Here is a 19,932-nt window from a genome sequence, read left to right as displayed (position 1 = left end):
CGTCCGGCGATGGCATCCGACGACACCGCTCGCCCGCGCAGCAACCGCGCCTTCCTGATCCTTGCGGTGGTGCTGCTGGTCGCCGGGGCGCTTGGCGGCTGGTGGTGGGAAAGCCGCCGGACCGCTGCGGAGAGCGGCGACGCGGCGCTCGACAACGATCTCGCCGCCGCCGGGATCGACGGGCGCGAGCGTGCCGCGATCGAAGGCTTAGTTCGCGCCTATATCCTCGAGCACCCCGAAATCATCCCCGAAGCGGTCGACCGGCTGGAGCAGAAGCAGGCGGCGAACGCCATCGCGCCCTTGCGCGGTGCGCTGGAAGCACCGTTCCCCGGCGCGGTGCTCGGCAATCCGAACGGCAAGGTCACGCTGGTCGAGTTCACCGATTTCGCCTGCACCTACTGCCGCCGCAGCGTCGCCGACCTCGAGGCGCTGATCGCTGCCAATCCCGACTTGCGCGTGGTCGTGCGCGAACTGCCGATCATCTCGCCGCAGAGCGCGCCCGCCGCCAAGATGTCGCTCGCCGCCGCAACGCAGGGCAAGTACCCGGCGTTCCACAAGGCGATGTTCGCGGGCGAGACGCCCAATCCGAAGAGCATCGCCGCTGCTGCCACCGCCGCCGGGGTCGACATGGCCGCGGCCAACGCCTTCGTCGTCCGCCCCGAAACCGATCAGGAACTCGCCCGCAACCTCGACCTCGCCCGCCGGCTGGGGATCAGCGGTACGCCGGCATGGGTGATCGGCGACCGCCTGATCCACGGCGCGGTCGGCAAGGCGGAACTGGCCGAGGCGATTGCGGCGGCACGGAAGGGGTAGGGGGCACCTAACCGCTGTTGGCGGTATGCCCACCCCTAACCCCTCCCGCCTGCGGGAGTGGAACTGGTCGCGCTAGCCGGGAGGTAGGCCTTGAATCTCCCCCTCCCGCATGCGGGGAGCCGCAGGCGTTCGCGAAGCGAACAGCGGGTCGGGGGGTGGGCCTGCCAGCAAATCACAACCCATCATCCGGCAGCGACCCCGGACGTTACGCTGGAACTGAAACATCGAATCGCGCGGCCGGCCGCGGCGCCATGTGCCGCGGGAGGGGCGGTGTCTGTACGCGTTGCGAACGGCGCAAGGGGAGCAGACGCCCGGTGCGCTCGGCCTGTGAGGACGACGGGCCGGGGCATCGCTCGCAGGCTCGCGAACGAAACGACGCCCTCGCGGCTGACTGTGCCGCGCCATGATGGGGAGACTTGAGCACCGCCCATCCCGTCATCCGGGCTTGGCGCTGGGGGCCTCGCGAGGGCTTAAGGTCAGCGCCCCGTTCTCACCCGCCGCCGCGCCGGCCGCGTCGCTGTTGCCAGCGAAGGAACGAGGCTGGGCCGGCCAAGCCCGCTCCCGATCCGATTCGTCGGGGCTAGGAGTTCAAATCCTACATGTATCCAACAACTTGCTCCGTTTCGGCGGAGTGTTGGAAAGATTGTTTCGCGCGGAGACGCGGAGACGCGGAGAAGAAGAAGAGGGGTCGCGCAAAGGCGCGAAGGGGAAGAAGGCGCAAGGATGGTGCGCCGGGCCGACAGGCCCATCTATGATTCCGGCGCTACGGCAAGCGCGAGGTGTGAGCGGGAAGCCGGCTTCGCCGGTGGCGCTGCATCTCCGCGTCTCCGCGTCTCCGCGTGAACCCTCCTTTCTTTTTAGAGACTCTGCGCGAATCCCGAAAAACCGGACCCCGGATCGAGGTCGGGGTGACGGTAAGGACGGGCGCAACGCCTTTGCGCCTTCGCGCGACCCCCCTGCCTCACTGGTCCGGATCGCGCACCTTGAACGGGTCGGTCGCGTCGGGCTGGGTCGGCAGCGGCATGCGCGGCAGTTCCTTGTCGCTGTTCGCCGCCTGCAGCAGCATCCCGGCCAGGATCACCGAGGCCTGGCGCATGTCGTCGGCGCGCATGTGGTCGACCGTGTCGAGGTTCGAGTGGTGGACCTGCGTCGAATAGTCGAGCGGGTCCTGGATGAACTGATAGCCCGGCAGCCCGATCGCCTGCATGTAGACGTGGTCGGTGCCGCCGGTCTTCTTGGTCACCACCTTGCCGGCGCCCATGGCAGCGAAGGGGGAGAGCCATTCGCGCAGCAGCGGGGCGGCGGCGATGTTGCCTTCGGCATAGATGCCGCGGAACTTGCCGGAACCGTTGTCCATGTTGAAGTAGGCCTTGAGCTGCGCATGCTCGGGCAGCGGCCGAATCGGGAAGGCGTTGCGCCAGGCGATGTAGCTTTCCATGCCCTTGAGCGAGGGATCGACCGGCCGCGTCGCGAGGTGCTTCTCGATATAGGCCTTGGAGCCCAGCAGGCCCTGCTCCTCGCCCGCCCACAGTGCGAAGCGGATCGTCCGCTTCGGCCGCACGCCGAGGCTGGAGAGGATCCGCGCCGCCTCGATCACCGCGACGCTTCCCGCGCCGTTGTCGCTCGCGCCGTCGCCGGCGATCCACGAATCGAAGTGCGCGCCGGCCATCACGTAGCCGGCCTTGGGATCGGTCCCCGGGATCTCGGCGATGATGTTGTGGGCCATCAGGTCGGCGCTGTCGAAGCTGGCATCGGCGGCAAGTTCGACCACCGGCGCGGGACCGGTCTTCGCGAGCCGCACCAGCCGGCGATAATCCTCGGCGGCCAGTTCGAACGCCGGCACCGCCAGTGTCTGGCCGGGCTGGAAGGCATAACCCTCGCCGTGGACCAGCATCCCGTCGCGGTAGCTGCGCTTGACCAGGGCGAGCGCGCCTTCATCCTTCAGGAACGCGGCGAGGCGGTTCTGGAAGGTCGAGCGCTTGAGCTGGAGCTCGGCGCTGTCGGGATCGAAGCTCGGCTGGTCGAACTTGTCGAGATCGGCGATCTCGCTGTCGCTCAGGCGCTTGAAGGTGGGATCGGTGCGCTCGGTCGGCGTGCCGGGGAGCGAGACGAGGACGATCTTGCCGGCGAGCTTTCCGCGCCATGCATCGAAGTGGGCATCCTCGCTCATCGGCGCGATCACCACTTCGGCGCGGACCGGGCCATTGGTCCCGGGCGACCACGCCACCGGGATCGCGGTCATCTCGAGCGGGCGGGGCGATACCATCCGCGCCGAATGGCTCTTGAGGTTCCAGCCCAGGCCGAACTCGAACGGCTCGGCGTGGACGTTCTTGAGGCCATACGCGGCGAACTTGGCAAGCGCCCAGTCCTCGGCCTTCTGGTAGCCGTCGGAATTGGTCAGGCGCGGGCCGATCCGGTCCATCAGCTCCGACGCGGTGAGCATCGCCTCGCTGCGGTTCATGCCCTCGTCGATGACCTGCGCGACGGCGCGATCCTCGGCCGGGCCGGCGGCGGCGGGGACGGCGGACAACAGCACGGCTGCGGCTCCGGCGAGCCAGATGGAACGGGTCATGGTGTGGATGCTCCCCTGAAGGCTTTTGGTTCAGGGCGCGAGTGTTGCGGCAAGCGGTTCCGATTGCAACCGGTTTGCTAGAGCCACCCGATCCGCTTGAACCGCCAGAACAGTCCCCCGCAGATGGTCAGGATCAAACCCCAGACAAAGAAGTAGCCGTATTTCCAGTGCAGCTCCGGCAGGTTGTCGAAGTTCATTCCGTATATCCCGGCAATGGCGGTCGGCACGGCGAGGATCGCGGCATAGGCGGCGAGCGACCGGGTCATCTCGCCCTGGCGGTGCTGTTCGAGCAGGCTCGCGGTCTCGACGATCGAGGCGAGCGTTTCCTTCAGCCCGTCCATCCGCCGCAGGACCCGGCGGACGTGGTCGAGCACATCGCGGAACCAGATGCGGGCGGCGGGGTCGATGTGGGGGAGGTTCTCCTGCACCAGCCGCTCGCACACCTCCTCCATCGGGCCGACGATGCGCTGGAAGCGGCGGAGCTGGCGGCGCAGGCGGAAGATGCGGCGGATGACGTCCTGTTCGGGGAACACGTCGATCGCGCCTTCCTCCATTTCCTGGACCGAGACCTCGAGCGATTCCATGATCGGCAGGTAGCCGTCGACGATGAAGTCGAGCACCGCGTGGAGCACGTAGTCGGCGCCTTCGCACAGCCGTTCGGCGTCGCGCTCCAGCGTCTGGCGCAGTTCGTTGTGGGCGCGGGTCGAGCCGAAGCGGACGGTGATGACGAAGTCCTTGCCGAGGAACACCGCGGTCTGGCCATAGCCGATGACGTCGCCTTCCTCGAGCGCGGCGGTGCGCGCGACGACGAACAGGTGCTTCCCGTAGATCTCCAGCTTGGGCATCTGGGTCGGCTTGAGCGCGTCCTCGACGGCCAGCGGATGGAGCCCGTACTGGACGCGGACCCGCTCCATTTCCGCGGCATCGGGCTCGCACAGGCCGATCCAGTCGAAGCTGTGGGGCTCGTTCTCGGTCCGCACCGATCCGTCGAGCTTGATGGCGTGCTCTCCGGGCACTCCGAGGGTGTAGCGGCGGGCGGCGATGACTGTCATGCTGGCGCGACAGTGGCAAAGCGCGGGCGCGCTGGCAATCGGCGGCGAATCAGGGTAACCCAATTGACACTCTTGTCAGTAGGGCGAAAACGAGAATGAAGACCGGGATGATGGATAGCATAAACCTGCAGCCGGACGTCGATGTCGCGATCGTCGGCGCGGGACTTTCAGGCATCGGCATGGCCGCGCACCTCGAGATGCAGTGCCCCGACCGCAGTTACGCGATCCTCGACCGGCGCGAGAATATCGGCGGGACCTGGGACCTGTTCCGCTACCCCGGCATCCGCTCCGACAGCGACATGCACACGCTGGGCTTCGTGTTCGAGCCGTGGAAACACGAGAAGTCGATCGCCGATGGCCCCGCGATCCTCGACTACCTCAACCGCATCGCCGATGAGCGCGGCATCCGCGACCATATCCGTTTTTCGAGCAAGGTCGGCGCCGCCGACTGGGACAGTGCCACCGCGATGTGGACGCTCTCGATCGAGGGCAAGGACGGCAAGTACCAGCGGCTGACCGCGCGCTTCGTCTACCTCGGAGCCGGCTATTACGACTATGACAATCCCTATGATGCCGGGTTCGCCGGGCGCGAGAGCTTCACGGGCGAAATCCTCCACCCGCAGTTCTGGCCGAAGGACTTCGACCATGCCGGCAAGCGGATCGTGGTGATCGGATCGGGCGCGACCGCGGTGACGGTCGTACCGGCGATGGCGAAGACCGCCGCCCATGTGACTATGCTCCAGCGCACGCCGACCTGGTACGCGATCCGCCCGGCCAAGGACGCGTTCGCCAACACGCTGCGCAAGTTCCTCCCTGAGAAGGTCGCCTACGCGATCACCCGGTTCAAGAACGTCCGCCTGCAGGACCTCGTGTTCAAGCGGGCCCGGTCCCACCCGGACAAGGTGAAGGCCTATCTCACCGACAAGATCAAGGGCGCGCTTGGCGACAAGTATGACGAGGCGACCTTCACTCCGCCCTACGATCCGTGGGACCAGCGGCTGTGCCTGGTGCCCGACGGCGACATGTTCGAGGCGATCAAGGCGGGGAAGGCGGAGATCGTCACCGGCCACATCGACCGCTTCGACGAAACCGGCATCGTGCTCAAGGATGGCCGCCATCTCGACGCCGACGTGATCGTCACCGCGACCGGCCTGGCGCTGGCGGTCGCCGGCAAGATCGCTCTGTCGATGGATGGCGCACCGGTGAACCTCGCCGAGCGATTCTATTACAAGGGCGCGATGTTCTCGAACGTGCCCAACCTCGCGCAGGTGTTCGGTTATCTCAACGCCAGCTGGACGCTGCGCGCGGACATCGTTTCGGACTATGTCTGCCGCCTTCTGAACACGATGAAGGCCAAGGGCGCGACCGTCGCCACGCCGTTTCTCGCGCCGGGCAGCGAGCCGGAGGAGGACGACATCTTCGACTTCTCCTCGGGCTATATCCAGCGCTCCAGGCACATGATGCCCAAGAGCGCGAAGACCAACCCGTGGCGGCTCAGCCAGGAGTACGTGAAGGACAAGGCCTGGCTGAAGGCCGATCCGGTCGACGACGGCCTGATGCGCTTCGGCCAGGCCGAGCCGCAGGCGGCGGCGCTGATGGAGGCGGCGGAATGAGCGTCCTGGCGGCGCTGTTCCTCGGGGCCGCGGAGTACCGGGACCTGAAGCCTGAAATCGACTGCCCGCAGCTTGTCGCGCTGCGCGATGCGGCGACGGATCCTTCGGCATTTGCCGCATTGCTCGCTGCGGGCGGCGCTCCAAAAGTTTCGCCGCTTTACTGCACGACATCGGGGATCGGAACGTGGTGGTGCACCATGTCCCTCGCGCCCGACGGTGTCCGCCGCGACAGCCTCGCCGAGGCGATTACGGCGTGCCTGCCGGATGCGGTCGTTCGCCGCGGCGCGGGGGAGGGTTGGCGACTGGGTCCGACGGTGATCCGCAGCGGCGCGCTGCAGGTTGAAATCGAACAGAGCGGCTCGCCGGCCCATCATGTCGGCGTCTCGGTTGAGCTCATGTTCAGCATCGCCGGATCGCCGACGACCGGAAACTGATCTGCGCCTTGCCATGCGGCCGCTGGCGGTTATCTGCTGTGGCCATGACGGACGAATCGCGCATCTGGACCGCCGCCCTCATCGTCGTCGGCGACGAAATCCTGTCGGGCCGCACGCATGACAAGAACATCGCCCAGGTCGCGACCTGGCTGGGCGTGCAAGGCATCCGCCTGCGCGAGGTCCGCGTCGTGCCCGATGTCGAGGACGCGATCGTCGAGGCGGTGAACGCGCTGCGCGCCCGCAACGATTACCTGTTCACCACCGGCGGGATCGGGCCGACGCACGACGACATCACCGTCGATGCGGTGGCCAAGGCGATGGGCCTGGGCGTCGTGGTCCATCCCAAGGCGCGCGCCATGCTCGAAGGCTGGTACGCCAGCCGCGGCGGGTTGACCGAGGCGCGCCTGCGCATGGCGCGGGTGCCCGACGGCGCGGACCTGATCGAGAACCGCCTGTCGGGCGCACCGGGGATTCGCATCGACAACGTGTTCCTGATGGCCGGCGTCCCCCACATCACCGCGCAGATGCTCGACGGCCTCACCGGCACGCTCGAGGGCGGGTTGCCGCTCCTTTCCGCGACGATCGGCTGCTGGGTGCCCGAAAGCGAGATCGCAGACCTGCTGGCCGTGACCGAAAAGGCGCATGAAGGCTGCCAGATCGGCAGTTATCCGTTCTTCCGCGAGGGCAAGGTCGGCGCGAACTTCGTGATCCGATCGACGAGCGCGGACGACCTCGCGGCTTGCGCCAAGGCGCTCGAGGATGGCCTCGCCGCGGTGGGCCGGTTCCCGGTCCCGGGCGGCATCTGATGCGCTTCACCCGCCGCCTCGCGCTGCTGGCGCCAATGGCCGCCGCACTGGTCGCCGCCGCGCCGAAGAAGAAGCGCGCGGCTCCGTTGCCGCCGCCTAAGCCGATCGGCGAGACCGAATATGTCGTCTTCAAGACCGAGCTGGGCGAGATCATCGCCCTGATTGACGTCAAGCACGCGCCGATCACCGGCACCAACTTCATCCGCTATGTCGATGGGGGCCGGTTCGACGGGATCACGTTCTACCGCGCCATGCACCTGCCGTGGGGTGCCGAGCCCAATGGCCTGATCCAGGCCGGCACGCGCGGCGACCCCAGGCGCAACTTCAAGCCCATCGCGCATGAACCGACCAGCGTGACCGGGATCCTCCACAAGGCGGGCACCCTGTCGATGGCGCGTTACGCCCCGGGGACGGCGACCGGCGATTTCTCGATCATGCTGTCCGACCAGCCGGGGCTCGATGCCGATCCCGCTGCGACCGAACCCGAACTGCAGGCCGGCTATGCCGCGTTCGGCCGGGTTGTTTCGGGCATGGAGGTGGTGCGCGCGATCTACGATTCGCCGATTTCCCCGACCGAGGGGGAGGGCGTGATGCGCGGACAGATGCTGGCGAAACCGGTGAAGATCCTCACGGCCCGGCGGATCGACGTGCCTTCGGTCCCCGCAGCGCCCGCCGCCCCCGCTTCGTGACGGCGCGCCTCGTCACCGCGCTCGCGCTGGTGCTGGGAGGCTGTGTCCCGCCGGGGCTCGCGGATTTCCGCGCGACACTGGCCCGCCAGCCGAGTGCCACCGCCGCGCTGGGCGAATGGTGCGAGGCACGGGGGATCGCCGACCCGCCGACCATCGCCGCATGGCCGGTCGTGGGCGACGAGGTCGCCGCAGGTCCTGACGTTCTTGCGGCGCTCGGCGTGCAGGCGGGCGAGCCGCTCGGCTATCGCCATGTCCGCCTGGCTTGCGGGGAGACGGTGCTGTCCGATGCCCGCAACTGGTACGTGCCGGCGCGCCTGACCCCTGAGATGAACGCGGCGCTCAGCCAGACCAACGTACCGTTCGGCAGGGTCGTCGCTCCGCTCGGTTTCCGCCGCGAGCGGCTGGCCGAGACACGCGGGACGCTCCCGGGCTGCCCGGCCGGGACCATCCTGTCGCACCGCGGCGTGCTGCGCCTGCCCGATGGCCGGGCGATCGCCTGGGTGCAGGAGTGCTACACCCGCGCAAACCTGGCGCGACGATAAAATCAAGCGGGCCGGGAACCTTCCGTCCGCTGGGCCGTTGCGAGCAGTTGGACCGGGGAACCTCTGACAGATCATGCCGAATACGCCGACCTACGCTTTCGGCCGCGACGCACGCACCAACAGGATTGTGCTGGCGTTGCTCGGGCTGGGATTCGTCGCGCTGATCGCGGCGGCGGTGGCCGCGCTGTTCGTGCAGCGCCAGATCGAGCACGATGCGGCGATGGTCGAGCATACCTTCGACGTCGAGACGAGCGTCAATCGCTTCGCCAAGGTCCTCGAACGCACCGAGACGGCGCGGCGCGGCGCACTGCTCAGTCCCGATCCGGTCTTCGCGTCGATCTTCCGTTCGTCCGGCGACCAGGCCGCGCGCGATATGGAGAAGGTCAAGCGGCTCACCGACGACAATCCTGGCCAGCAGGCGCGCGCGTCAAGGGTCGCTTCCCTGCTCGCCGAATACCGTAGCCACGCCGAATACTCGCTGACGACGCTCGGGGAGGAGCGCGCCGCTGTCATCGCCGGTTTCAACTCGGATCGCGGGGTCCGGGCGGTCCGTGCGATTCGCCAGATCACCGACGAAATCCTCGCCGAGGAAGAGCGCCTGCTGGCGATGCGCAGCCGGGTCCAGGACGCGAACCTCGCCCTGTTCTATGCGGTACTGGCCGGGGCCGGCGTGCTGATCGTGCTGACTGCCGTGGTCACGCTCGTCCTGATCCGCCGCAACCTGCGCGAAATCAACGAATCGCGTCGCGAGCTGCGCGTGCTGAACACCCAGCTCGAAGGGCTGGTCGATGCGCGGACCGCGGAACTCCAGCGCGCCAACGCCGAGATCCAGCGCTTCGCCTACATCGTCAGCCATGACCTGCGCTCGCCGCTGGTCAACGTGATGGGCTTCACCGCCGAACTCGACGCCGCGCGCGACACCATCGCCCGCCATTTCGAGGCGCAGGACGAGGCCCCGCCCGAACCGGTGCGTCTGGCGGTGAGCGAGGACCTGCCCGAATCGATCGGCTTCATCCGCAGCTCGACCCAGAAGATGGACCGGCTGATCAACGCGATCCTCCGCCTTTCGCGCGAGGGGCGGCGCAACCTCGCCCCGGCGCAGGTCAGGCTGGAGGACGTGGCCGAGGGTGTGGTCGAGAGCCTCCAGCACCGCATCCAGGAAACCGGGACCGAGATCACGATCGGGCCGATGCCGACCATTTTCACCGACCGGCTCGCCGTGGAGCAGATCGTTTCCAACCTCGTCGAGAACGCGCTCAAGTATCTCCAGCCCGGGCGGCCTGGCCGGATTGCCGTGACCGCGCAGGAGGTGGGCGACCGTGTGCACTTGTCCGTCGCCGACAACGGCCGCGGGATCGAGGCGCGCGACCACGAGCGCATTTTCGACCTGTTCCGCCGTTCGGGCGCGCAGGACCAGCCGGGCGAAGGCATCGGCCTCGCCCACGTGCGCGCACTGGCCTATCGTCTCGGCGGGTTGATCGACGTCGAATCCACCCCCGGCGAAGGCTCGATCTTCACCGTCGTCCTTCCCAGAGAATTCAAGACCGGAGTGTCCGATGCCTGACCAGGTTGCCGTCAATATCGTGATGATCGAGGATGACGAGGGCCATGCCCGGCTCATCGAGAAGAACATCCGCCGTGCCGGGATCTCCAACAAGATCCACCATTTCACCGACGGGACCAGCGCGCTGCGGTTCCTGTGGGAGGACGAGCATGGCCCGGCCCGCAACGGCCCGGCACTGATCCTGCTCGACCTCAACCTGCCGGACATGAGCGGGATCGACATCCTTGCCAAGGTGAAGGGCGACGACAAGCTGCGCCGCACGCCGGTCGTGGTCCTGACCACCACCGACGACAAGGTGGAAATCCAGCGCTGCTATGACATGGGCTGCAACGTCTACATCACCAAGCCGGTCAACTACGAGAACTTCGCCGACGCGATCCGCCAGCTCGGCCTGTTCCTCTCGGTGATCCAGGTGCCCGACCTGGGCGAGGACGGCGCTTGAGCGAAAGCCCCCGCCTTCTCTACATCGACGACGACGCCGGGCTGCGGCGGCTGGTCGAGCGCACGCTCGGCCGCCGGGGCTTCACCGTGACCGTGGCGGCCGACGGCGCGGAAGGGGTGGCGCTGGCGAAAGCCGGCGGGTTCGACCTGATCGCGGTCGACCACCACATGCCGGGGATGGACGGGCTGGCCACGCTGGCGGCGCTGCGCGCCCTGCCGGACTGTCCGCCGGTGGTCTATGTCACCGGCGCCGACGACGGCCGCCTCGCCATGCAGGCGATCCGCGCCGGGGCCGAGGACTATGTCGTCAAGCACGTCGGCGAGGACTTCCCCGACCTGCTCGAGGCGGCGTTCGGCCAGGCATTGGAGCACGTTGCCCTCCAGCGCGCCAAGGATTCCGCCGAGGCCGAGCTGCGCGCCAGCAACGACCGGCTCGCCGCGCTGCTGCGCGAGGTCAACCACCGCGTCGCCAACAACCTGCAGATGGCGATCGCGTTCATCGGGATGCAGGCGCTGGCGCTTCCCGAAGGCGAGGCGCGCAACGCCCTGCTCGCCACCCAGCAGCGGATCGGCGCGATCGCGCAGGTCAACCGCCGCCTCTATTCGACCGGCGATGTCCAGCAGGTCGCGCTGCAGGATTACTTCGAGGGCCTCGCCCATGACCTTGCCGAGACCTGGTCGACACCGCAGGGCGAGCGGCGAATCGTCGCAAGGGTCGCCGACGTCACGCTCAAGACCGACCGCGCGGTCAATCTGGGCATGATCGTCTGCGAACTCGCCGGCAACGCCTGCAAGTACGCCTACCCCGCCGATGTCGCGGGCGAGGTCCGCATCGTGCTGGAGCGCGAGGGCGAACACGGCCTGCTCCTCGCGGTCGAGGACGACGGCGTCGGCATCAACGGCGAGGGCGAGGCGAAAGGCACCGGGCTCGGCACCAAGCTGGTCAAGGCCCTCGCCCGCGGGCTGGGCGCGACCCCGGAATTCGACAAGGCGCACGCCAAGGGGCTACGCGTGGTTTTGCGCTTCAGCGAATAGGCACAACGAAAAGGCCGGGAAGGTTTCCCCTCCCGGCCTTTCGATTTTCAGCCGAAGCGCGGTGCTTACGCCCCGTGGACTTCCGCCACGTCGATCTTGAGGCCCGGGCCCATCGACGAGGACAGGCCGGCCTTGCGCAGGTACTTGCCCTTGGCGCCGGCGGGCTTCGCCTTGACGATCGCGTCCACGAACGCGTCGAAGTTGGCGCGCAGCGCCTCGTTCGAGAACGAGAGCTTGCCGATGCCGCCGTGGATGATCCCGGCCTTCTCGACGCGGAACTCGATCTGGCCGCCCTTGGCCGCCTTGACCGCTTCGGCGACGTTCGGGGTAACGGTGCCCAGCTTCGGGTTCGGCATCAGGCCCTTGGGGCCCAGCACCTTGCCGAGGCGGCCGACGATGCCCATCATGTCGGGCGTCGCGATCACGCGGCCGTAGTCGAGGTTGCCGGCCTGCATGTCTTCGAGCAGGTCCTCGGCACCGACCTTGTCGGCCCCGGCGGCGAGAGCGGCTTCGGCCTTGTCGCCGCGCGCGAAGACCGCGACCTTGACGTCCTTGCCGGTGCCCGAGGGCAGGGTGACCATGCCGCGGACCATCTGGTCGGCGTGGCGCGGATCGACGCCGAGGTTCAGCGAAACCTCAAGGGTCTGGTCGAACTTGGCGCTCTGGAGGTCCTTCAGGAGCTGGATCGCGTCATCGACGCCGTACAGCTTCTGGTTGTCGCCCAGCTTTTCGACGAGGGCCTTCTGCTTCTTGGTCTGCTTTGCCATGGGATCAGCCCTCCACAACCGAAAGGCCCATCGCGCGGGCGGAGCCTTCGATGATCTTCGTCGCCGCGTCGATGTCGTTGGCGTTGAGATCCTTCATCTTCATCTCGGCGATTTCCGAGAGCTGCGAGCGCTTGATCGTCCCGGCGGATTCCTTGCCGGGCAGCTTCGAGCCCGACTTGAGGTTGATCGCCTTCTTGATCAGGTAGGTCGCCGGGGGCGTCTTGGTGATGAAGCTGAACGAGCGGTCGGCATAGACGGTGATCACGGTCGGAAGGGGCATGCCCTTTTCCAGCTCCTGCGTGGCAGCGTTGAACTGCTTGCAGAATTCCATGATGTTCACGCCGCGCTGGCCCAGGGCCGGGCCGATCGGCGGGGCAGGCTTGGCGTCGCCCGCCGGCACCTGCAGCTTGATGTAACCTTCGATCTTCTTGGCCACGAGGGGCCTCCTTTCTTCCTGTCGCCCCGGCTTTCGGCCGGGGCTCAGAGTGAGCGGTCAAGCAACGGCGAAATGCCGTCTCCCGCACGGAATCGCCCCGGCAAGCCGAAGCGAAGGCGCGCGGGTAGGGGAAAATGCGGTTAAAGGCAAGGGCGGGAAGGCCCACCCCGTCCGACTACGGCCGCTGCGCGGCCAAGTCTCCCGACCCTCCCGCATGCGGGAGGGCAGCTGGCGCTTGAACTCCCCTCCCGCTTGCGGGAGGGGCAGGGGGTGGGCAAGCAGCGCGGCGCTGCCCGCCCTGCTTATTTGACCAGTTCGACTTCCTCGAAGCCCAGTTCCACCGGCGTGGCGCGGCCGAAGATCGAGACCGAGACCTTGACCCGGCTCTTGTCGAAGTCGAGCTCCTCGACGATGCCGTTGAAGCTGGCGAACGGGCCGGCGTTGACCTTGACCGAATCGCCGATCTCGTAATCGACGTGGACCTCGCGCTTGGGCGCGGCGGCGGCTTCGTCGCGGGCGCCGAAGTAGCGCGCGGCCTCGCGGTCGGAAATCGGCTGCGGCTTGCCGCCGTTGCCGAGGAAGCCGGTGACCTTCGGGGTGTTCTTGATCAGGTGATACACGTCATCGTTCATGCCGAGCTTGGCGAGGACGTAGCCCGGCATCGTCTTGCGCTCGACCTGGACCTTCTTGCCGCGCTTGACCTCGGTCACGGTTTCGGAAGGAACCTCGACCGCCTCGACCAGCTGCGACAGGCCCATCCGCTCGGCCTCGGACATGATCGATTCGCGGACCTTGTTCTCGAAACCGGAATAGGCGTGGATGATGTACCAGCGGGCCATTGTATCTCGTTTCCCTGGAAAAGCGCGTGCGGCGGCGATCAGGCCAGCGACAGCAGGAACTGGACGATCTTGCCGAACAGCGTGTCGATGCCGAGGAAGAACACGGCGAGGATGACCATCATGATCCCCACGAAGATCGCGGTGGTGACGGTTTCCTGACGGGTCGGCCAGACCACCTTCGCAGCTTCTGCGCGGACCTGGCGGATGAACTCACCGGGGCTGGTCTTGGCCATCGTCGTGTTCCTTCACGGACAATTGAACTCGTCGCTTCCGCCATGGCCTCATCGCCGCCCCGGTCGGAACCGGGAGGGGCTTGCGAGATTCCGATGTCGGAAGAGACCCCGCATTTAGGCCGCACCCGCGCCGTTGGCAAGGGTGGAGGGTGGCGGCCTTGGCAGCGCGCGTTCACAGGATCGCCGAGCCGCCGTCCACCGCCACCAGCGCGCCGTTGACGTAGGACGCCCGCGGCGAGGCGAGGAACGTGGCGACGCTGGCGTACTCCTCGGGCCTTCCCATGCGGTTTGCCCAGAAGTTGCGGTCGTGGCTGGCCATCATTGCCGCCTCGATCTCGGCGGCGGTGCGCCCGGAATCGCGGGCTTCCCGGTCGAGCCTGCCGGCGAGCGCCTCGCCCCTGATCCAGCCGGGGAGCACGGCATTCACCCGCACGCCGGAGCCTGCCCCGTCGCGCGCCCAGTTCTTGACGAGGTGGGCGAGCGCCGCCTTCATCGCGCCGTACTGTGCGGTGCCGGGGCTGTAGTGGCGGACCGAGTTGGCGCAGAGCATGACCACCGCGCCGCTGCCGCGCGCCTTCATCCCGGGGATCACCGCACGCCCGATCCGCATGGCGGACAGGAACAGGCCGTCAAATGCGGCCAGCCACGATTCGTCGTGGCCATACGCGGGGACCGGCACCGTCGGATCGCGGGGAAAGGGGCCGGCGGTGTTGACCAGCACGTCGATCCCGCCGAGCGCGGCGTCGGCAGCGGTGGCGAGCCGGTCCGCTCCCTCGGCATGCGCCAGATCGGCGCAGATCACCGTCGCTCCGCCGCACAGGCGGGCGGTTTCCTCGAGCGGCTCGCGGCGGCGGCCGGCCAGTACCAGCCGCGCGCCCTCCGCCGCCAGTGCCAGCGCGGCGGCCCGGCCGACGTCGGCCCCGGCGCCCACCACGAGCGCGCCCTTGCCGCCCAGTTCGAGGTCCATGTGCTCTCCCGCGCGTGACTGATGCGCACCATCGCCGCACAGGAACCTGCGGACAAGAGCCGGATTGTCAGGGGGAAGTGGCAGGAGTGGCAGGATTCGAACCCGCGGCCCTCGGTTTTGGAGACCGATGCTCTACCAACTGAGCTACACTCCTGTGCGGGGGTGCCCTTAGAGCCAACGATGCGGTAAGACAAGCGAAGGAAAGCATCGCCCTAACAAATGCACGGCACGACCCCTCCTCCGATCATCCCGCCGGCGCTGCTGCTCAAGGCGTACCGTTCCGGCATCTTTCCGATGGCCGACAGCCGCGACGATCCCGAGGTGTTCTGGGTCGAACCGCGGATGCGGGCGATCATGCCGCTGGACGCGTTCCACCTCTCGCATTCGCTGGCGAAGACGCTGCGCAAGGGCCGCTTCCGCGTGACCTGCGACGCCGCGTTCGACCGGGTGATCGAGGAATGCGCCGGCCCGCGGCCCGGCGCCGACGAAAGCTGGATCAGCGCGCGGATCATGGCGAGCTACCGCCGGCTGCACGAACTCGGACATGCTCATTCGATCGAATGCTGGCACGGCGATGAACTGGTCGGCGGGCTTTACGGGGTAAGCTTCGCGCGCGTCTTCTGCGGCGAATCGATGTTCAGCAGGATGACCGATTCGTCGAAAGTGGCGATGGCCTGGCTGGTCGCGGCGTTGCGGCGGGGCGGGGCGGAGCTGCTCGACTGCCAGTTCATCACCCCGCACCTCGCCTCCCTGGGCGCGGTCGAACTGCCGCAGGCGCGCTATCTTGCGCTGCTCCGCGCTGCTCAGCGCCCGCTGGCGGAGGGCGAGGGACTGGGCTTGGCGCTCGGCTTCGGGGAGGGTTTCGGCGATGGCGACGCGCTGGCCGAGGCCGAGGGCGAAGGGCTTGGCTGGGACTTCGGCGCGTCGCTGCTGCCGGCGGGCTTCGCCGCGCTGCTGGCCGATGCCGACGGCGCGGGGCCGCCTTCCTCGCCGGGGAACTTCATCGCACAATTCTTGACCCACACGTCATAGACCGGGTGCTCGACCACGTTGAGCGACGGCGATTCCTTGAACAGCCAGCCCGAGAACACCTTGTGCCAGGCCAGCTTCTCCTGCGTGCTGGCGCGCTCCTCGACATAGACCTGGACGAAGGCGCCGGTCTGCGGCTCTTCCCACGGCAGGCTGCGCTCGCACGTGGCGAGCTTGACGATGACGTTGCCGATCCGCTTCGATTCGCCGGACTTGAGCGTGATGTCCTGTGACAGGTTGTTGCGCTTGTTGAGGAAGCCGAGCGTCGCGACGCGGTCCTTGACCGGCGTGCCGTATTCGCTTTCGACCACCGGGCCGGCCTTGACGTCGGAGCCGCCGGTCGCGGCGATCTCGGGCGGCGGGGCTGACTCCTTCTCGTCGCCGCAGCCGGCGAGCGCGAGCAGCGCCGCGGCGGCAAGCAGCGGCGCAGGGCGCAGGCGCATCAGGCTTCCGGGGACCAGGCTTCGTAGTCGCCGGTCGCGGCGGCGCGCTTGCCACCACGCTCGAGCGCGCCTTGCGGGCGATAGGCGGCGGCGGTGCCGGTGGCGTTGGGGGTATAGTCCACTTCCCAGATCCGCGCGGGCGGCAGGTGGCTTTCGGGCACACCGTCCAGCGAGCCGTGGAGCCAGCCGTGCCATTCGGCGGGCACGCGGCTCGAATCGTTGGCGCCGTCGTAGATCACCCAGCGCCGCTCGCGTCCTTCGAACGGGGTGCCCTTCTTGCCGGGCTTCTTGGAGCGGTAGTACTTGTTGCCCTGCGCGTCGGTGCCGACGTGCTCGTTGTTCACGGCGTTGTCGAGCAGCGTGCCGACGGTCGCGCCGTCCCACCAGGTGAAGATCTTCGCAAGGATGCCCATGGCCTGCGCCCTACTGGATTTGCAGGGGGCGGGGCAAGGGTTGTGTAGTGGTCGGGCGAACCTTGCCTGACTGCGCGGGCCCACCCCTAACCCTTCCCGCTTGCGGGAGGGGGACTGCGCAGCGCTTTACTCCCCTCCCGCTTGCGGGAGGGGCCGGGGGTGGGCCTGCTCTTTTACATCACCACTCGACCTTGTCGCCCGGCTTGATCCCCAGCTGCGCCGCGCGGCCGCCGTTGAGTTCGAGCACCGCCGCGGCGATGCCGATCGAGGGGCGCGGAGTTTCGTCATAGGGACGCGCGTTGGCGGCGATGTTGAGAATCCGGTGGTCGGTGCCGATGAAGATGATGTCGAGCGGGATCACCGTGTTGCGCATCCAGAACGAGGCGACGTCGGGCGGCTGGCGGATGAAGATCATCCCCTCGTCCGCGCCCATCGCGGTGCGGAACATCAGCCCCTGCGCCTGTTCGGCCGGGCTCTTCGCGACTTCGACGAGGAACCCGTGGGCGCCGGTCGGGCTGGTCACGGTCAGCGGAATGACCGGCAGGCCCGACAGCGGGTGAACCTTGGCCGCGCTGGCCGAGGACGACGACTGGCCCTTGCTGCCCGCGTCCGCGGACATCGGCGAGCAGGCCATGACCGCACCCGCCAGCACCAGCGCGGCGGTGCGCAGCTTTCCCGTCCAGCTATTCGCCGTGCACCTATTCGTCATCACCACTCGCCCATTCCTCCGCCGCTTCGACGCTCGCTGCATCGACCAGAATTCGCGCGCTTTCAAGCGGATGCCCGGCGCGCAGCATCGCCGCGAGCTGCTTTTCGCGCTGCGCCCGGTCGGCTGAACCGGGGCCGAACGGACCGAACCGGCGCTTCCTCGCCATGACCAGCGCGGCCTGACGCTGCTCGGCCCGGGAAATGGCCTCGCGGTCGTCCTCGGCGATCCCGGCCGCGGCGAGGGCCTGCCCGATCCGCCGGGTGCCATAGCCGCGCCGCAGCAGGCCGCCGGCCTTGGCCCGGGCATAGCCGGCATCGTCGACATAGCCGCGCGCCACGAACCGCGCGACCAGCGCCGCCGGGTCCGGCTCGCCCGCGCCGTCCCATCCGCGCTCGCGCAGCTTGCGCCTGAGGTAGGCGGACAGCTTGCCCGCGCTGGTCGCGAAGCGCGCGACATAGGCGAGCGCCAGTTCCTCCAGCCGGGCCGCGTCAAGCGGCTTGGGCGGGCGCTTCTCGCGGCGGTCCAGAGGCGGGCGGGTCATCGCCACATTCGTGCCACAGTCCCCGTTAAATGGGAAACTCCGCAGCCGTGCCTTATGAATTGCGCGGCAATGAGAGGTTCAGGCGGACGCGCCGAAAGGCGTCCGCCCCAAGACAACAATCGGGTAAACGCACATGACCGCAACGAACGCCGTGCTGGACAAGACGCCGCTCGTTTCCACGCCGAACGACGATGCACTGCCGCGCCGCTATTCCGATTTCGGCACCTTCGGCGAAGCGCTCGACTATGCGGCGCAGGGTACCAAGGGGCTCAACTTCCACGATGCCCGCGGCAACCTGGTGCGCCCGTATCCGTTCAGCGAACTGCGCGAGGACGCGCTCGCCGCGGCCCGCCGCCTTGTCGCACGCGGGGTCCAGAAGGGCGACCGGATCGCCCTGATCGCGGAGACCGGTCCCGATTTCGCCGCGCTGTTCTGCGGTGCGGTCTATGCCGGGGCGTGGCCGGTGCCGCTGCCGCTGCCGACAAGCTTCGGCGGCAAGGAAAACTACATCGACCAGCTGTCCGTCCAGCTGTCGAGCAGCGACCCCAGCATCCTGTTCTTCCCCGGCGAGATCGCCGAGATGGCCGGTGCCGCCGCCGCGCGGCAGGGCTGCGAAGGGCTCGCGTGGCAGGATTTCTGGAGCGAGGCCGCGCCCGACGTCGCCCTGCCCGAAAGCCGGCCCGACGACATCTGCTACCTCCAGTATTCGAGCGGCTCGACCCGTTTCCCCCACGGCGTCGCGGTGACGCACGAGGCACTGCTGGCGAACCTCGCCGGCCATGCCCACTCGATGAACATCGGCGAGGGCGACCGCGGGATCTCGTGGCTGCCGTGGTATCACGACATGGGCCTCGTCGGCTGCTTCCTCTCGATCATCTCGAACCAGATGTCGTGCGACTACCTCAAGACCGAGGACTTCGCCCGCCGCCCGCTGGCGTGGCTCGACCTGATCAGCCGCAACAAGGGTACCTCGATGTCGTACTCGCCGACCTTCGGCTACGACATCTGCGCGCGCCGCATTTCCAGCCAGTCCAACGTCGCCGAACGCTTCGACCTGTCGCGCTGGCGGGTCGCCGGCAACGGCGCCGACATGATCCGCCCCGACGTGATGCAGAGCTTCGTCAACGCGTTCGCGGATGCGGGCTTCAAGGCCAGCGCCTTCCTGCCGAGCTACGGCCTTGCCGAAGCGACGCTGGCGGTCACCGTGATGCCGCCGGGCGAAGGCATCCGCGTCGAACTGGTCGAGGAAGAGCGCCTGTCGGGCAGCCCTCGCGACCTCTCGCGCCCGGCCCGCTACCGCGCCATCGTCAACTGCGGCAAGGCGATCCGCGGCATGGAAGTCGAAGTGCGCGGCGAGGGCGGAAAGCCGCTGCCCGACCACCACATCGGCAAGGTATGGTGCCGCGGCAGCAGCGTCATGCACTCTTACTTCCGCGACCCCGAATCGACCGCCGAGGCGCTGGTCGACGGCTGGCTCGACACCGGCGACATGGGCTACCTCGTGAACGGCTACCTGTTCATCGTCGGCCGGGCGAAGGACATGATCATCATCAATGGCAAGAACCACTGGCCGCAGGACATCGAGTGGGCGGTGGAACAGCTTCCCGGCTTCCACCAGGGCGACATCGCCGCGTTCTCGGTCGAAAACGACAGTGGGGAGGAAGTGCCCGCGGTGCTCGTCCACTGCCGCGTCTCCGACCCGGTCGAGCGGGCGAAACTGCACGAGGAAATCCGCGAGAAGGTCCGCTCAGTCACCGGCATGAACTGCGTGGTCGAACTCGTCCCCCCGCGCACCCTGCCGCGCACCAGCTCGGGCAAGCTCAGCCGCGCCAAGGCGAAGAAGCTGTACCTGTCGGGCGAGATCGAGCCGTACAAGCTGGCGGCTTGAGCCTGATATCGGCGTCATCCCGGGCCTGACCCGGGTTCCCGCTTTTATTCCGAAGCTACGGAAGACAGCAGCAGGACCTTCGAACAAGTCCAGGGCGCCGGACTAA

21 protein-coding genes, 1 tRNA gene and 1 pseudogene are annotated in these 19,932 nt (G+C 67.9%); 11 read left to right on the top strand and 12 right to left on the bottom strand.

The window, feature by feature from the left end:
- Positions 1-9: 9 nt before the first annotated feature.
- Complete coding sequence (locus tag AC3WLD_RS01110) at positions 10-813, top strand: DsbA family protein (protein ID WP_492555062.1); 804 nt, start codon at positions 10-12, stop codon at positions 811-813.
- 961 nt (positions 814-1,774) lie between these two features.
- On the opposite strand, the gene AC3WLD_RS01105 is transcribed toward AC3WLD_RS01110, so the two are convergent.
- Both AC3WLD_RS01105 and AC3WLD_RS01100 read right to left on the bottom strand, forming a co-directional pair.
- Positions 1,775-3,385: a M20/M25/M40 family metallo-hydrolase gene (locus tag AC3WLD_RS01105; protein WP_492555061.1), complete on the bottom strand. Its 1,611-nt coding sequence runs from the start codon at positions 3,383-3,385 to the stop codon at positions 1,775-1,777.
- Positions 3,386-3,462: 77 nt separating this feature from the next.
- Positions 3,463-4,437, bottom strand: coding sequence for a magnesium and cobalt transport protein CorA (locus AC3WLD_RS01100; RefSeq protein WP_492555060.1), 975 nt, complete (start codon positions 4,435-4,437; stop codon positions 3,463-3,465).
- Between the two features lie 107 nt (positions 4,438-4,544).
- Between AC3WLD_RS01100 and AC3WLD_RS01095 the strand changes: the two genes are divergently transcribed.
- From AC3WLD_RS01095 to AC3WLD_RS01060, 8 genes are all read left to right on the top strand, one after another.
- Positions 4,545-6,050 carry a flavin-containing monooxygenase gene (locus AC3WLD_RS01095; RefSeq protein ID WP_492555059.1) on the top strand — a complete coding sequence of 502 codons (1,506 nt, stop codon included), beginning with the start codon at positions 4,545-4,547 and terminating at the stop codon, positions 6,048-6,050.
- Positions 6,047-6,484: a hypothetical protein gene (locus AC3WLD_RS01090; RefSeq protein WP_492555058.1), complete on the top strand. Its 438-nt coding sequence runs from the start codon at positions 6,047-6,049 to the stop codon at positions 6,482-6,484. Before AC3WLD_RS01095 ends, AC3WLD_RS01090 begins: the two co-directional genes overlap by 4 nt.
- Positions 6,485-6,528: 44 nt before the next feature.
- Complete coding sequence (locus tag AC3WLD_RS01085) at positions 6,529-7,290, top strand: competence/damage-inducible protein A (protein ID WP_492555057.1); 762 nt, start codon at positions 6,529-6,531, stop codon at positions 7,288-7,290.
- Positions 7,290-7,979: a peptidylprolyl isomerase gene (locus AC3WLD_RS01080; RefSeq protein ID WP_492555056.1), complete on the top strand. Its 690-nt coding sequence runs from the start codon at positions 7,290-7,292 to the stop codon at positions 7,977-7,979. The genes AC3WLD_RS01085 and AC3WLD_RS01080 overlap by 1 nt, the downstream gene beginning before the upstream one ends.
- Positions 7,976-8,521, top strand: coding sequence for a hypothetical protein (locus tag AC3WLD_RS01075; RefSeq protein WP_492555055.1), 546 nt, complete (start codon positions 7,976-7,978; stop codon positions 8,519-8,521). Before AC3WLD_RS01080 ends, AC3WLD_RS01075 begins: the two co-directional genes overlap by 4 nt.
- A 73-nt stretch (positions 8,522-8,594) precedes the next feature.
- Positions 8,595-10,085 carry a sensor histidine kinase gene (locus tag AC3WLD_RS01070; RefSeq protein ID WP_492555054.1) on the top strand — a complete coding sequence of 497 codons (1,491 nt, stop codon included), beginning with the start codon at positions 8,595-8,597 and terminating at the stop codon, positions 10,083-10,085.
- On the top strand, positions 10,078-10,527 hold the full coding sequence (locus AC3WLD_RS01065; RefSeq protein ID WP_492555053.1) for a response regulator: 450 nt from the start codon (positions 10,078-10,080) through the stop codon (positions 10,525-10,527). The genes AC3WLD_RS01070 and AC3WLD_RS01065 overlap by 8 nt, the downstream gene beginning before the upstream one ends.
- Entirely contained in the window at positions 10,524-11,561 is a 1,038-nt protein-coding gene (locus AC3WLD_RS01060; RefSeq protein ID WP_492555052.1) for a sensor histidine kinase, read from the top strand. The genes AC3WLD_RS01065 and AC3WLD_RS01060 overlap by 4 nt, the downstream gene beginning before the upstream one ends.
- A 65-nt stretch (positions 11,562-11,626) precedes the next feature.
- On the opposite strand, the gene rplA is transcribed toward AC3WLD_RS01060, so the two are convergent.
- The 6 genes from rplA to AC3WLD_RS01030 all read right to left on the bottom strand — a co-directional run bounded on the left by rplA (position 11,627) and on the right by AC3WLD_RS01030 (position 14,957).
- Positions 11,627-12,328, bottom strand: a complete 702-nt coding sequence (rplA, locus tag AC3WLD_RS01055; RefSeq protein ID WP_492555051.1) for a 50S ribosomal protein L1 — start codon at positions 12,326-12,328, stop codon at positions 11,627-11,629.
- A 4-nt stretch (positions 12,329-12,332) separates the two neighbouring features.
- Complete coding sequence (gene rplK, locus AC3WLD_RS01050; protein WP_492555050.1) at positions 12,333-12,764, bottom strand: 50S ribosomal protein L11; 432 nt, start codon at positions 12,762-12,764, stop codon at positions 12,333-12,335.
- A 302-nt stretch (positions 12,765-13,066) separates the two neighbouring features.
- Positions 13,067-13,603, bottom strand: a complete 537-nt coding sequence (gene nusG / locus AC3WLD_RS01045) for a transcription termination/antitermination protein NusG (protein WP_492555049.1) — start codon at positions 13,601-13,603, stop codon at positions 13,067-13,069.
- 38 nt (positions 13,604-13,641) lie between these two features.
- The gene (secE, locus tag AC3WLD_RS01040; RefSeq protein WP_492555048.1) at positions 13,642-13,836 is read right to left on the bottom strand and encodes a preprotein translocase subunit SecE; all 195 of its coding nucleotides are present in this window, start codon (positions 13,834-13,836) and stop codon (positions 13,642-13,644) included.
- 172 nt (positions 13,837-14,008) lie between these two features.
- Positions 14,009-14,803: an SDR family NAD(P)-dependent oxidoreductase gene (locus tag AC3WLD_RS01035; RefSeq protein ID WP_492555047.1), complete on the bottom strand. Its 795-nt coding sequence runs from the start codon at positions 14,801-14,803 to the stop codon at positions 14,009-14,011.
- A gap of 78 nt (positions 14,804-14,881) precedes the next feature.
- Positions 14,882-14,957 (bottom strand) — tRNA-Trp (locus tag AC3WLD_RS01030).
- Positions 14,958-15,022: 65 nt separating this feature from the next.
- Between AC3WLD_RS01030 and aat the strand changes: the two genes are divergently transcribed.
- Complete coding sequence (gene aat, locus AC3WLD_RS01025; protein ID WP_492555046.1) at positions 15,023-15,835, top strand: leucyl/phenylalanyl-tRNA--protein transferase; 813 nt, start codon at positions 15,023-15,025, stop codon at positions 15,833-15,835.
- 35 nt (positions 15,836-15,870) lie between these two features.
- On the opposite strand, the pseudogene AC3WLD_RS01020 reads toward aat, so the two are convergent.
- The 4 genes and pseudogenes from AC3WLD_RS01020 to AC3WLD_RS01005 all read right to left on the bottom strand — a co-directional run.
- A pseudogene (locus AC3WLD_RS01020) lies at positions 15,871-16,275 on the bottom strand (DUF2155 domain-containing protein); the annotation flags it as partial.
- Positions 16,275-16,688, bottom strand: a complete 414-nt coding sequence (locus AC3WLD_RS01015) for an NADH:ubiquinone oxidoreductase subunit NDUFA12 (RefSeq protein ID WP_492555045.1) — start codon at positions 16,686-16,688, stop codon at positions 16,275-16,277. The pseudogene AC3WLD_RS01020 and the gene AC3WLD_RS01015, both read right to left, overlap by 1 nt.
- A gap of 178 nt (positions 16,689-16,866) precedes the next feature.
- Positions 16,867-17,397 (bottom strand): DUF192 domain-containing protein, encoded by a 531-nt coding sequence (locus tag AC3WLD_RS01010; RefSeq protein WP_492555044.1) that lies wholly within the window; start codon positions 17,395-17,397, stop codon positions 16,867-16,869.
- Entirely contained in the window at positions 17,387-17,938 is a 552-nt protein-coding gene (locus AC3WLD_RS01005) for a regulatory protein RecX (RefSeq protein WP_492555043.1), read from the bottom strand. Before AC3WLD_RS01005 ends, AC3WLD_RS01010 begins: the two co-directional genes overlap by 11 nt.
- 133 nt (positions 17,939-18,071) lie before the next feature.
- On the opposite strand from AC3WLD_RS01005, the gene AC3WLD_RS01000 reads away from it, so the two are divergent.
- On the top strand, positions 18,072-19,826 hold the full coding sequence (locus AC3WLD_RS01000; RefSeq protein ID WP_492555042.1) for a fatty acyl-AMP ligase: 1,755 nt from the start codon (positions 18,072-18,074) through the stop codon (positions 19,824-19,826).
- The last annotated feature ends 106 nt before the right edge of the window (positions 19,827-19,932 follow it).

This window comes from Novosphingobium sp. FW305-C-111 (genome assembly GCF_058783565.1).
The sequence above is the reverse complement of the archived record's forward strand: the minus strand, read 5'-3'. Positions and strand labels throughout refer to the sequence as shown.

Coding starts and splice junctions, on each gene's coding strand:
- AC3WLD_RS01110 (WP_492555062.1), top strand. CDS start 10: ATGGCATCCGACGACACCGCTCGCCCGCGCAGCAACCGCGCCTTCCTG.
- AC3WLD_RS01105 (WP_492555061.1), bottom strand. CDS start 3,385: ATGACCCGTTCCATCTGGCTCGCCGGAGCCGCAGCCGTGCTGTTGTCC.
- AC3WLD_RS01100 (WP_492555060.1), bottom strand. CDS start 4,437: ATGACAGTCATCGCCGCCCGCCGCTACACCCTCGGAGTGCCCGGAGAG.
- AC3WLD_RS01095 (WP_492555059.1), top strand. CDS start 4,545: ATGATGGATAGCATAAACCTGCAGCCGGACGTCGATGTCGCGATCGTC.
- AC3WLD_RS01090 (WP_492555058.1), top strand. CDS start 6,047: ATGAGCGTCCTGGCGGCGCTGTTCCTCGGGGCCGCGGAGTACCGGGAC.
- AC3WLD_RS01085 (WP_492555057.1), top strand. CDS start 6,529: ATGACGGACGAATCGCGCATCTGGACCGCCGCCCTCATCGTCGTCGGC.
- AC3WLD_RS01080 (WP_492555056.1), top strand. CDS start 7,290: ATGCGCTTCACCCGCCGCCTCGCGCTGCTGGCGCCAATGGCCGCCGCA.
- AC3WLD_RS01070 (WP_492555054.1), top strand. CDS start 8,595: ATGCCGAATACGCCGACCTACGCTTTCGGCCGCGACGCACGCACCAAC.
- AC3WLD_RS01065 (WP_492555053.1), top strand. CDS start 10,078: ATGCCTGACCAGGTTGCCGTCAATATCGTGATGATCGAGGATGACGAG.
- rplA (WP_492555051.1), bottom strand. CDS start 12,328: ATGGCAAAGCAGACCAAGAAGCAGAAGGCCCTCGTCGAAAAGCTGGGC.
- nusG (WP_492555049.1), bottom strand. CDS start 13,603: ATGGCCCGCTGGTACATCATCCACGCCTATTCCGGTTTCGAGAACAAG.
- secE (WP_492555048.1), bottom strand. CDS start 13,836: ATGGCCAAGACCAGCCCCGGTGAGTTCATCCGCCAGGTCCGCGCAGAA.
- AC3WLD_RS01035 (WP_492555047.1), bottom strand. CDS start 14,803: ATGGACCTCGAACTGGGCGGCAAGGGCGCGCTCGTGGTGGGCGCCGGG.
- aat (WP_492555046.1), top strand. CDS start 15,023: ATGCACGGCACGACCCCTCCTCCGATCATCCCGCCGGCGCTGCTGCTC.
- AC3WLD_RS01015 (WP_492555045.1), bottom strand. CDS start 16,688: ATGGGCATCCTTGCGAAGATCTTCACCTGGTGGGACGGCGCGACCGTC.
- AC3WLD_RS01010 (WP_492555044.1), bottom strand. CDS start 17,397: ATGACGAATAGGTGCACGGCGAATAGCTGGACGGGAAAGCTGCGCACC.
- AC3WLD_RS01005 (WP_492555043.1), bottom strand. CDS start 17,938: ATGACCCGCCCGCCTCTGGACCGCCGCGAGAAGCGCCCGCCCAAGCCG.
- AC3WLD_RS01000 (WP_492555042.1), top strand. CDS start 18,072: ATGACCGCAACGAACGCCGTGCTGGACAAGACGCCGCTCGTTTCCACG.